2 protein-coding genes are annotated in these 14,485 nt (G+C 38.1%); both read right to left on the reverse strand.

Going from position 1 to position 14,485, the window contains the following annotated elements; translation table 11 throughout:
- Positions 1 to 8,724, reverse strand: a complete 8,724-nt coding sequence (locus RN605_RS05605; protein ID WP_313322966.1) for a GEVED domain-containing protein — start codon at positions 8,722 to 8,724, stop codon at positions 1 to 3.
- A 251-nt stretch (positions 8,725 to 8,975) separates the two neighbouring features.
- Positions 8,976 to 14,375, reverse strand: a complete 5,400-nt coding sequence (locus RN605_RS05610; protein WP_313322968.1) for a GEVED domain-containing protein — start codon at positions 14,373 to 14,375, stop codon at positions 8,976 to 8,978.
- Positions 14,376 to 14,485 lie beyond the last annotated feature (110 nt).

The raw sequence follows: 14,485 nt of genomic DNA on the forward strand, positions 1-14,485 counted from the left end.
TTATCTTTTGATAACTCTCACTGTTTTCACATCCTCATTTTGAGATACAATTACATTGTACACTCCTGAAGGATAGCTATCACCTATAGTAACAGTATCAATTTCATTAAACATTGCTGTTCTTTGCTCAACTAAACGACCTACCATGTCATAAACTTTAATGTCTATTTGACCATCATTTGATGATTTAACATTTATTTTAAAGTTTTCTGCAAATGGATTAGGATAAGCCACTGCACTAAATGGTGTAGCTGCAAGTCTAGCTGGTTGTGGAGTCAATATACTACAGTTTTTACTCAATTCAAAATCAGTATACGAACCAAACAATTTCATAGAAACCGCTACTGCATAAAGTGTATTCGGAGCCCATCCTGAAACCATGTTCAATGAGAAGCTGTTTGTTGCACTAGTAGCATATAATATGTTACCATTACCATCATCTAATCTGAACTTGTATTCAGTAGCATTAGCAAATGAAATCGCATAGATTAATTGGCTACTAGAAGTTACGTGATATTCATCACAGTAAGTATCTGTTAAACCTGCAATCGGTGCTGCTGGTGTAAAGATTGAACAAACTTGTCCAAACTGAGACCAAGCTTCAAATCCAGCTAATTTCACACGGATTTGAACATCAACTTTGTATTCAGTATCAAACGTTAATGGTAATCCAGCAACCATAGTTAAGTTAAAGTTAGCTACGGTGCGCTCTACATAATAGTATGTAGTAGGAGCATCAGCACGTGCTACTCTGAAACGGTATAGGTTTGTTGAATTTACAACATCTGCATTAATACTAGAGTTGATTGCTGCTAATGTAGCACCACATTGAGAGTTAATCACTTTAGTAGTTTGAACACTAGCCGTAGTAAGATTACAAGTATTTCCAAAGTATCCTTGAAGCTGACCGTTCAAGTAAGCAGCTGCTCTAATAGCATAAGTAGTACCATAAGCATAGATGTTAGTATCTGTCAATTTAAAATGAGACTGAACTGTATCTACATAAGCTACTTCACCTGTTGAAAGGTTAGTAATTTCAAATCTGTAACCTGTAGTTGTATAACCAGGAACTGTTACGCTATTAGCTTGAATTTGATTATTCAATCCATTGTTAACAGAACCACAGTGATTCGAAAGAATATTTACTACAACTGGGTTGAATATGATTTGGTATGTTTTTGGAATTCCTGTACATCCATTTGCTACCGGAGTAACTGTTACTGTAGCTGGTACAGCAGTTGGAATGAATGAAGGAATTGCATCAGTAACCGTCATATTTGGTAAACCAGCAGCTGCACCACCCGTAATATTGAACGTTACTCCACTTGGAGTTCCAGACAATGGAATAGCAGCAGTTGCGAAACCACTATAGTAATACTGATTCGTTAATACTGTAGTTACCATTGGTGTTGGATGAACTACAATAGTAGCTGTTCCAGCTTGTGCTTGAGAACAAGTAGAAGAACTTGAATCTTGAACACTCACCAAAGTATACGCAAACGTTCCTGCAACACCAGTTGGCGCTGCAACAGTAGCACTGTTACCAGTTGAAACCACAGTTTGGTTTGAACCATTATTCAATTTATAAGTAAATGTATATGGCGCTGTTCCGTTAGCTCCGGTAAAGGTAACTAGTGGTGCCGTATCATTTTGACAAACTTGAGTAGTACCCGCAATAGTAGCTGTTGGTAATGGATTAACCGTTACTGTAGCCGAACCTGATTGCGCTTGAGAACAAGCGGTAGAGCTTGAATCTTGTACACTTAATAAGTCGTAAACAAAAGTTCCTACCACATTAGTTGGTGCAACTACTGTTACACTGTTTCCAGTAGTAGTAGTAACCGTATGTGACGTAGTAGTATTTGTAGCCACATTAGTCAACGAATACGTAAACGTATACGGAGCCGAAGCATTAGCACCTGTAAAGGTTACTGAAGGTGAAGCACTATTGTGACACACTGCAGTTGTACCAGAGATACTTGCTGTTGGAACAGGGTTTACAGTAATTGCAAAACTTCCTGAATTTGAACATCCACTATTATTAGTTACAATTGCAGTAACATCACCCGAGGCTGTTGGTCTAGCATAAATAGTATTTCTTGGAGTTGTACCATTATAAGCTGTAGTTCCAGCTGCATCTGTGAATAAACCACCATTAGCAGAAGACCAAACAACTAGAGGAGCACTTACACCACCTGTAATTGAAACATTATAATCTTCAAATTCTCCAAAAGATGGTATTGAACATGATTCAGTATCAGCAACAGCACTACTATACTTAGATGCAACACGCATACGCGTAATTCCATTAAGTGCTGTTGTTGGTATAACTACTGTTCCAGTTGCACTTGATGGTGCAAAAGTAGCAGTTGTAGTAGCATACACACTTTCAGAAGTTTCAAATATTCCATTTTGGTTGAAATCAATCCAAACTCTGAATTGTTGAGTATAGAGTGATGTTGTACCACCAGCTTGAAGGGAAATTGGATAAGCTGTTGTTCCGTTAGCAACAACATTTGCCGTTAATCCACTATAATAAGTATAATCGCTAGCAGCATCTCCACTATTGTTATTTGTTAAATTAGCAAATGTGAAATTATTTAAATAATCTCCAGTTGAGCCAGTGTTAGAAACACTAAATGGAGAACAATATGATTGATTTGTTGTACCTCCCGAAGCAGTTAATAAAACAGGATTTGAATTAGCACAAAGTACGTTGGTTCCTGAAATAGCAACTGGTGTTGGAGCAGCATTTACGGTTATAGTAGCCGACTGTCCAGTAACTGATTGCGAACAAAGTTGACCTTGTACCGATTTAAGTGCATATACATAAGTTCCTGATGAAACTATAGGAGCAACTAAAGTTGCTACACCAGAAGCATTAGAAACAATTGTTAAATCAGATCCTCCATTTATAGTGTATGTAAATGTATATGGAGCAGTTCCGTTAGAACCTGTAAAGGTAACTGTAGGAGCAGTTCCATTAGTACACACTGTTGTAGTACCTGAAATAGTAGCAGTTGGTAATGGATTCACTGTCAAAGTTACCGTGTTACTAGTCACAGCTGAACCACATGCAGGAGTTACCACCACATAGTAGTTTCCTGACTGTGCAACAGTAGCATTAACAAAACTTAATGTAGCCGAAGTACCCACTGGAGAAACGTTTCCAACTTTATACCAGTTGTACTGTAATCCAGGTCCTGAAGCCGATACTGATAAGCTAGCCGTTTGACCTGCACAAAACGTTTGAGCTGTTGGCTGAACAAAATTATTTACACCGCTCTGAACAGCAATAGAAACCGTTTTTGTATCCTTACAACCACTTGCAGCAGTAACAACCACTTGATAAGTTGTTGATACTGTTGGATTAACAGCTGGAGAAGCACTTGTAGTTGCTATTAAAGTAGCATCTGCTGGAGTAGCCGTCCAAGCGTAAGTAAATGTTGGTGCATTTGAAGGAACAAATCTATAAACTCTACCATTAGAAGGCTGACCTGAATTGGAATTGTTTGCAGATGAAGTACTGGTAGTATTCGTAGAAACTGTTACACTACTGTAATTACCAGTCGAAGAACCTTTTATTCCAACTGATGCAGACATAGTTCCAGAATTCATACTGCCATAAACCATTTCAACATTATTTGTTGATTCATACAGCCACAATTGGAAGGTAGAATTAGCAGTACCAGTTGTGTTTCTAGGTATAGTAACAAACCATTCAATTACACAAATTCTGTTCGGTGCAGTTCCAATTGTTTTAACTCTTATAGCACCGTCTGTACCTAATGCTAAATCATCCCAATATGCGGCTATTTTAGGTACATTAGTAGAACTTGTCATTGAATTCGTAAACTGAGAAGAAGCTGTAGCTGATCCTAAAGTAATAAACCCATCTGGAGATGCTGAGAATTGTGTATAATTAGTACCATTGAAATTAAATGTAAATCCAATATTACTAGCAGCATATGGGGTATCATCATTTGGTCCTGAACCTATCAGTGTTGCACCACTCATAGAAGCAATTGAACCTGAAGTATTCGTTGAGAAATTATACAAGTTAGGTGTAGGAGTCGTAAATAATTGTGACCCTACTGCATTTAATTGAGCTGTACCATTAATACAAACAGACGAAACATCAGACGAAGCAGTAGCCGTAACAGCATTTCCAACAGTAACTATAACCGAAGCTTGTTTAGAACAACCTGTGGTAGTTCCAGTGACTGTATATGTTGTTTGACTAGCTGGAGCTACTGAAATACTTGCTGTTGAAGCACCTGTAGACCATGAATAACTATCAGCACCCGAAGCTGTTAGAGTTACTGCTGTGCCACCACAAACAACCGTTCCGTTTGGCGTAGCAATAGCTACAGCAGGATTGTTGATTAACAATTGTGCCTGAGTTGAATTTGTATTAGGACAACCAACACCTGATAAAGCAACTGCTCTGTAGAAATAAGTTCCTGCAGGAGAAATAGCTCCTGTAGTATCCAAATGAAGTGTAGCCGTATCAAAGTCTGAATAAGTTATACCTGCAGGACCTGCAGCACTTGTAATAGTAGTCCAGTTAGCATCATTAGCACCCCCAACTGTTGAAAACTGCCATTGGTACCCTAATGTATTTGAAGCACTTGCTGTGAAACTAGCCGAACCTCCACTGTAACAAACCGTTTGATTTGTTGGGTGAGTTCCAATAGTTGCAGGTACACTTACATTGATATAGGCAGCAGGTGAAACTGGTGAATTAGCAGGACCAACCACCATTACTAAATAACCTGCACCATTATGATTTGAAGTACTCACGTTAGAAACGGTTAATGTTGCAGTATTTGCTCCACTATAGTCTCCACCATTTACGATAGGATTATCAAAATCAACACCTTCTTCTGTTACTTCGAACCAGAAATACTCATCAACATCCCCAACTGGCACAACAGTAAATTGAGCCTGACCTCCGTTACACAAATTAACGTTAGAAGGATTAGTGGCAATACCTGTATTTCCTACTTTCAATAAAGCTATGGTAGAATTTATAGGACTAGGACAAGGTGCACTACCCGTAATTCGACAACGGAATCTGTAGTTATTCATACTTGATGTAGTAGCAGAAATAGTTAATGTAGGAGAATTTATCCCACTATAAACACCTCCTGTTGGAACAGGATTGAATGAACCTGAACCTATAGCATATAACCATTGATACGAAACTATAGTTCCTGTTGCTTCAACCGTAAAAGAAGCCGATGAACCCGTAATTGAATTAACAGGAGTTGCCGGATTTGACGTTATTTGAATAGGGTTACTTACCGTAATTGGATAGTTGGATACCGAACTACAACCATTTTCCGAAACGGTATAGGTAATTGTTGTTGCACCTGCATCAACACCTGTTACGGTTCCAAAATTTACTGTAGCCACTGCAGGATTAGACGAATCCCAAACTCCATTAGCGGTTCCATTTGTCAAAGCAATTGAATCTGTTCCACAAATTGCATTTAAACCATCCAACTGCTCAATAGGAGTAATTGCTGGAAAAGGTCTTGTTTCAAAATTGGTTGCAGTATTAAACGAACCATTTGTACCAGTTACTGTGATATAACCAGTTACATCACCAGCTGGAACCGTAGCTTGTATTGTTGTTGAATTAACAACCGTTACATTAGTAGCAGCTATTCCATTGAAGTAAACTGAACCACCCGCCGCAAAGTTTGCACCAGTAATTGTTACCACGCTACCACCTGCTTGTCCACAAACAAAAGTTGGAGTGAAACTTGAAACTGAAGGCGGAATATTTTCAACTGTGATATCATCTAAATTTAAATACCACCCATCTGCTGGATCATTCTCTCTAACAAAAGCTAAATAAATATTCCCTGAAAAAGCACTTAAATCAACAATATATTCTACATAACTAGTTGAACTTATTAAAGTAGAAGGAAAAGCAGTTGCAGTAAAATTAGCAATAGATGTTCCTGTAGTTGAAACTTTAACCGATATTTCATCTGGTTCTCCTGTAGTATTTGAACGCACCCAAAATTTTAATCTTTTAGGTGTTGTTCCTATTGATAACTGAGGTGTAATTAAATAATCTTGATTGGATGAATTAAAATCAGTATAAAGTCTAGCACTTTGAGATCCTGTTCTTGGATTTGTAGTTGAAATTCCCCAAAAATCGCCGTCTGCATTTCCATCAATTACTCTGAAACAAGGTAATGTTGTTGAACTAGTTTCAAACGTTTCTGTCCAAGGGAAAGAAGTTACAGGATTACAAAGAGTAGCAAAATTAACAGAAGACCAACTACTAGTATCATCTGGTCCACAAACTGCTCTTAAATAAGCAGTATACAATGTTCCTGCATCAAGAGTATTAATTGTTACACTTACAGATCCCGATAAAGCAGTACCCGAAGCAACCAAACCTGTTGCACCACTTCCTGCAGCACCACTTGTTCTTATTTCATATTCATAACCTGAACCTGGTAAACTTGCCGGAGCACTCCAATTTAAAGTTGCAGAAGTTGTTGTTTGCCCTGTTACAGTTAAACCTGTTGGATTAAGACAAGGTATTTTCACTCTTAACGTGAAATCTCCTCTGTTTGCTGTTGATGTAGAAAATACTCTTATCTTATAAACTGTGTTAGCGGTAAGCGTAATATTTGCTGCAGCTCCACTTGTTGTACAACTTACTTGAGTCAAAGATCCACAACTTCCAGAATAAACGGCATAACCCACCAAAGCTGTAGAAGTTGGTATAGCAGAAATTTCTAATACCGTATTTGAACCTGAGTTGAAAGTATACCATGAATCATAAAATGTTCCAAATGAAGAACCACAAGTAGGATAAGAATCCGCAGATGGTGTAGCACATGTATTATTAGTGTTTAATGGTGTACCCACTAAAACGGTAGCTGCGGTTGCACACTCATCATTTCCTGTAGCAGGTGTACAAGCAGGTGTACAAGTTAAAGTAAGAACTATATCCGCTGTTGGAGTAGTTGCTGACCATGAATATAATAATATGTAGTAACTAACTCCATTAGTAGTAGGTATTGCAACTTCAGCTCTAAGACCAACAGTATCATCATTACCTCCCAAACATGTTAAAGAACCACAAGTTCCACTGTAAACAGCCAATCTTGTATCCACATTTGTAGGTGAAGAACCTGTAGAAATTACAACATCCTGACCATCACCAGTAAATTTATACCATATACCTGCTGAATTTTGAGTAGTAACTCCAGAAATACCACAAACAGCTTGGCTCTCATTAGTAGAACCGACTAAAGATGTAGTAATACTACCTCCACAAGCAATAGAAATTGCTCCAGAACAAGCATCGTTAAATAGCGGTACTGTAATTTGCTGAGTAGCCCAAGCACTTACATCTGGTGATGTACAAATTGATCTAACATGCAGATAATATACTTGACCCACAGCATACGAACCTGAAACAGAAACTCCTGATGCACCAGCAGTTCCACTAGTTGGTGGAGTTGCAGATGTAGTAAATGCATACTCATATCCATTTGCTGGAGGTGTCCCAGGAGCATTCCAAGTTAGAGTTGCTAAAGTAGGAGTAAAAGAAACCGCTAAAGCTGATGGTGGTGTACAAGTAGGTGCTAAACCAACAGCAATATCATCAACATACAAGTTAAATTGATCAGCAGCAGAGTAAGCATTAAAACCTATGTAGTAAACACCTGAACTAGCTGGTGTAAAATAAACTGTATTAGTTGATGGATTTCCACCTGCAACATTTGGATGGTTAGCTAATACGTTAGTCATTGCGGTATTTAAAGCACTAGTACCAAAAGCTACTCTAAGTTTTTCAACATAGGTGGTACTATTATTTCCATATTTATAAGTAACTGAATATGCTGTACCTCCAACTAAATTAAGAGGAGCGGTATAAAACCATGCATTTGCAGCACTAGAAGAATTATAAGCATATTGTAATACTTTACTAGCGAAACCATTTCCAGAAACACTAGCTGTAGTCCAGTTATTTCCTGTACCAGCATTTTGTGATGTTGTACAAGTTGGTAAAGCTGGAGTGATAACTGACTCAAAGTTTTGAGTATAAGGCACAGATACTGCCACACAAGGTGCAGCTGGAGCTGTAATTGTAAAGGTACCTGCGCAAGGACTATTTGGAGTAGGCCACGTATCAAACCAAATATAGTACTCTGTACCTGCAGTTAATGTTACTGCTAAAGACTTACTAGTTGACGAACTACTTACACTATTTATATAAGTACCGCCTGAACTTGGGCATCCTTGATAAACAAAAATTGACGACCAAGATTGACCAGAGTAAGCAATAGTGTAGGAACCTGTTAACGTTGGAGTAATTTTATAAAGAGCTTCATTTCCTCCTTTATAATCTCCATTTCCTCCCGTGGTATTTGCTGAAGTTAAATCATTAGTACCTCCACAAACCAATGCCTGATTAGTGGGTAAAGCAGCCGGTGAAAGTTGTATTGCTGAAGGACAAGTTGTAACAGCAACTGAAACTTTTTTAACATTACTATTGGCTTTTATACCATCATCTCCTTTGGGGTTTGTTCCAAATGTAATAGTACAAGACAACAATAACGTACACAAAAAACTAGCTTTAGCATGTTTTCCAACTGAACTATTGGAAGACACATTCACTAGAAATTCTGAGAATTTTTTGAGCCACGTTCCTGAACGTGTACTCACCTTAGTGTAGTAATTCATCATATTTAAAAATTGGGTTAATAATTAGGTTAATAATTGCTTTAAAATTGAAATTATAAAATCGAATTTATAGATTTAAATAAATATTGCTTAACAATTAGGTTACTTTTCGATAAAATAACCAAAAAAAACGTTAAAAAAAAGACAGCTTTTCCATCCCACTATATAATGTAGGAAAAAAGCAAGAATGTCTTTTGGAAGTATAAAATATAAAAACGCCTAATAATACCCTCACTATTAGGCGTACTTATCTTTTAATATACTACTTTTTTGGTAACGATTTCACCATTTTCAGAGACCACTTTGACCAGTAACACTTGTTGTGTTTCAGGCAAATTAGTGAATGATGCATTAGTAGAATGTATTGGGCTTTGGGAGGCCAATAAACGTCCGCGTATGTCAAATACGCTCACGGATTTTAAATTTATAATTCCGGTTGCAATGTGCAATCCTGTATCATTTTTATACACAATCACAGTATCATCATTAAATACTGGGTTGTTTACACCCAATGCACTGCTGGTATATCTCAGAACAAAGCGGGTATCAAACGTCCCTATCTCAGTAGTAAACGTATATGGTGACTCTTTTAAGTCGTGAATAACCCCTAATAGGGTATCCTCTAAATATATGGTTTGCGAAGTAAACAAGCCATCAAATGCGGATAACGAAATGGTATACGAAGAAGCTATAGTTGATTTATATCCAAGAGGTAATGTTTCTGTAACATCAAAAGGCAGCATTCTTCCTTGTATACTCAATTTAGTATCTTCTACAGTAGTATACATTGTTATACTATTACCTGCATCAACTAATTTTCCATCGAATAAACGATCCATACCATTGGTTGCAGTTTCAATATATCCTACTAAAATTTGTTTAAAGCCATTTTGACTATCGGCAATATTTAACCAATAACGGTGTTTCTCCAGATCAGAAACCGTACTTGACTGAGAAGTGTTATTTGTTGTTCTGTAAAAATTAGTATTATTACCTGCCGCACGCATCGCGTTGGTAAACGTTGCCGTTCCATTGCTTAATCCTTCTACAAAGAATCCTTGTCCTGAAGCGATATAGCCTGTTGGGTTACTACTATTCCCTGATAAAACCGGACCTGAGTATGTTCCTGCTGAACCTGTTCTATTATACAAGGCGTAATCAGCCGGATTATAGGAATATGGTGCTGTAGATTGCGAATTATGTGTCCAAAAAAACAAGGTACCGTTCAAGCTAGGATTCGCATCTATAAAATCATCTGCCTTTAAAGCACTTGGATAAGGATTACCTATTAAATTCATTTGCATAGCTCCACCTACTACAGGTACAGAAATGGAACCATTATTAGGTACTCCAAAAAATGCTGCTGTGTGCACTGATGGAGAATTTGGCAATGGTGCTGGCGGAGGCAAATTAAAGAAAGTTGGTGCTCTGAAAATATATCCTTTTCCTGGTATCATATTTCCTGAAGGATTAAAATAAAGCCATGCATTATTGGCTGAATCATATTCATAGGCTAATGAAGTTGGCGAGCTTGGCGATACCGCCAACAAGGTTTGTGTATTTACTGGAGTAGACCAATAGGTGTAATCGTATCGGAACATTGGTGCTGTATCTCTTTTTGAGGTAATGTTTCCTGTGTTTCCACCCGAGTAAACTCCAACTCCATTGGTTACTGCATTAACCTGATACAAACTGGCATCATCTTCAAAAGTTAACGAACCACCATTTACCGTAACTGCATTTTGCACAGTAAGCGTATGATTGGTATTAAATACAACGTTTCCGCTGGTTACTATAACACTACAAGCTGTTAAATCGCCTGTTGAAGAATAGTTTCCTTGAAATTCTGCAGCAATAGTTGCAGTAGGACCTGTACCGTTAGACCAAGTGGCACCATTCCAGGTAGCTTTAGTTACGGTAATAGTAACTACATTTGAATATCCTGTACAACTTCCATTTGAAATTACCGCTCTAAAATAACGGGTAGCGGTTAAGGTACCTATTTGTGCTGTGGTTAAGGTTGCTGCATTACTTGATGCAATATCAACCACACTGCCTGCAGGTGTAAAACTTGCGTTAGGGCAATACTGCCATTTAACTACAGAACCTGAAAATCCTGTCAAGGTCAAATCGGATACAATACCACTACAAGCATTTTGGTCTGAAGAAGCGGTACCTGTATTGAATGGTGTAACTGTTACGGTTACTGGTTGCGTAGTAGTACATACCGGCGAAGAAGTACTTGCACTAGCCGTATAAGTGGTATCTGCTGAAGGCAATGCATAGACCGTAGCTGCTGCATTACCTAAAACATAAGGTACAGTTCCTGCAGCATCGGTATATAAATTAGTAGCTGGCGACCAAGTAATAGCCGTTGTAGTACTTCCGGTCACCAAGAAATTATCAATCGCCCATACATAACCCCAAGAAGCAACGTATTTGAAACGCACTTGTAAGTTAGTCATACCCAAGTAAGGCGCTAAATTATAAGATACGTTTACAAAACCTGTCGGAGTTCCCTGCGCTGTGGTTCCAGGTGTATTTCCCCAACTTTGTAAAACAGTAGAAGTTAAGAATCCGTCATTTGATATCTCAACCACACCACTACCGTTTATCCATGGTTTATAGTAATGGTAAAAACTAAGTGTAGCATTAGTATATCCTCCCAAACTGAATACAGGCGAAGTTAATATAGTATTGGTAGAAGAACCACTACCTCCTGCATCTGAATTGGAAATGTAGAATTGTGTAGCATCGTTACTTACTACTGAGGTAATACCCGAGGCACCGCCAGGGTTATATCCTGAGTTTTGAATACCCCATGATGTAATTGGAACACCAGTATTTGTTACCGTCCATCCTGAAGCACCCGTGTTAAAGTTTTCATTCACTATGGAAACTCCAGAAACAACACCTCCACTAGAAGTTAGTGCTACAGGTGTAGTACCCGATTGACATACACTAGGAGAAGCTGGCGTTATCGTAATTGGTGTTGGAATTGGATTGGTGTTGTATACATAAGTAACCGTTCTAACACTAAATGGTGATACCGTTTGAGTAGCTGTTAAAGTATAGGTTGTTGTTGCTGAATTGGTAAATGTGTAACCCGTTCCAGCACTACCTGTAACCCCAATATTAGGCGACCATGAATAGGTATTGTAATTGGACAATGGAGAAGTAATTGTAATCACTGGTGAGTTGGTACCCGCACAAACTGCTGCACCTGCATAAGAACTCAGCGTTAAAGCTGGTGGTGGCGTCAATACATTAAAGGTATAATCTTCAGCTTCACCTCTTGGACCAGTAGCACTGAAACTACAAGCTACAGGACTTGTTGCCCAATAATCATCTACGATACGCATTCTGTAACTTCCTACTGCTTGACCACCAGGAACGGTAATGTTGGCATTAATTGGACCTCCAAAAATATAGGCACCTGAATTATACACTTGCTCTCCAGCTGCAAAGGTTCCATCATTATTCCAATCCACCCAAATTGCAATACCCGCACCTAAAAATGTATCGTTATTGGTTACGCTACATGTAATTGAACTTCCAGCAACTTGCGAAACAATTTGAGTAGTATAGTTTCCATAGCCACCTGCTGAAAAACCAGAACTATTAGAAATATTAGAATATCCACCAGTAGTGGTTACATTAGTAATGTATGAAGCAGTAGAAGAACTTGAAGGTGTACAATAAGCTGGTTGTACTAAGGTAGTAAACGTTGCACCAGGATTACTTAAAGCCACCCATTCTCCATAATCGCCACCATTACAATTGGTTCGTACCCAAAAATAATAAGTAGTTGAACCTGTCAATCCTGTTAGCGTTACACTGGTTACACCCGCACCTACAGAACCCAATGCTGGCGTTCCATTGCTAGGTGGTGTAGCACTGGTTGAATAGTAATACGAATACCCACCCGCAGGTGCTGGTGATGGTGCTGTCCAACTTAATAACGCTGAACTGGCCGTTATATTGGCAACGGTTACATTGGTACTTCGTAAACAAATTGCCGGATCAATAGCCAAATCGTCTACATACAAATACCCATTATTAGCATTCGAATAGGCTTTCAATCCAAAATAATACACCCCAGCTGAAGTAGTAGTAAAATTAATAATGTTTGGAAAAGGAGAACCTTTAATATTAGTATGATCATCCAAAGTAGTAGTCATAGCCGCATCGGTAGCACTGGTACCATAGGCCACTTTCATTTTATTTTGTACCGTAGATGGATTATCCGTTCCTCCATATAAATAGGACATTCTATAGGTAGTATTGGCGGCTAAGTTGATTCCTTGTGTAAAAAACCAAACATTAGCGGCGTTACCATTAGATGGACTTTGTCCGTTATACATTAGTATGTTGTCGTCCATATTCGAATTTGAATAAGTAGACAAATAAGCATTGGTAGTAACCCAATTATTTCCCAATCCAACATTGACCTGACTCGTACATGATGGTAAAGTACCATGATAAGGAGCACTACTTGGAATTACAGGACCATCAAAAGGCTGATAATAGGGTACGTTCACAGCATTACAAACAGTTGTAAAGCTGACACCTGTCGTCCAGGAACTATAAGTACCTCCACAATCGGAACGAATGTAAACCGTATAAGTAGTACCTCCAGCTAAACCTGTTAAATTGATAGGCGAACCCGCCGTAGTTCCTGATTGTGCTAAACCTGAAGCACCACTACCTGCAGCACCCGAAGTCCTAATTTCATATTGATAGCCTCCAGATGGTGTAGGTGCTGCTGGTGTAAAAGTAACAGTAGCTGTACTAGTACCTATACTTCCCACAGCAACCGAAGTTGGTCTGAAACAAGGTGGCGTAAAAGTAATTTTGTGTAAACTGGCATTAACTATTAGTGGATTACCATCGTCTTCTGTTAATACTGTACTGGAATTAGAACTTCCTGCTGCAAAAGACGTTGGCCATTGACCTGGTGTAGTTAAACTAAAATTCTTATAATCCGCATTGGTATCACCACGCAAACCAACTTCTCCAGTAAAAGATTCAAAATTATTTGGATTAAAATTTCTATAATAGATTTCAATTACATTAGTAGTTTCATACAACCAAATCTGTAAATTCATAGGAGGTGTATCAGGAGAACTATTTACTCCACTAGACCTTTTAACTATCCATTCTAATTGAAAAATTCTATTTGGACTTGTTCCAGTTATTGCCCAACCAACATTTTGAGCAGCTGTTGGTAAATCCAAATCCCTACCATAAGCAGCAATTGCTCCTGCATAGGTATTGGTTGTTGATATCGGATTGTAAACTGTAGCAGGGCTACCACTGGCAGTTCCAAAATAAACAAACCCATTAGACGAAATATTAATCGTATTATATGATACACCATTAAAAACAAAATTAAATCCTATTGCTCGATTGGCATCAACACCATCATCAAGTATACCAGTCAATACATTAGTTTTTGTCAAAGTAGCAGGAATATAAGTGCTACCAGCATTTTGTGTAACAGTATAATTAGCCACCTGTCCATAAGACCAGGTACTCATACACAAAAGACACAAAAACAGAAAGTATTTTTTGAAATCGTTGCTCTTATTCCTCCATAAAGATTGAGGCTCTATTGATGTGTTATCAAAAGGGAATAGTAGAATTCTTTTCATATAGATTTTATTTGTGGTACTATTGGGTTAACATGCATTAGTATTCTTTGTACTTATTGAAAATCGAAATAAAATTACTTCTTTCTTCAATTTGTTAATTATTTCGTAAC

The sequence above is a fragment of the Flavobacterium sp. PMTSA4 genome, from assembly GCF_032098525.1.
Taxonomy (GTDB): Bacteria; Bacteroidota; Bacteroidia; order Flavobacteriales; family Flavobacteriaceae; genus Flavobacterium; species Flavobacterium capsici.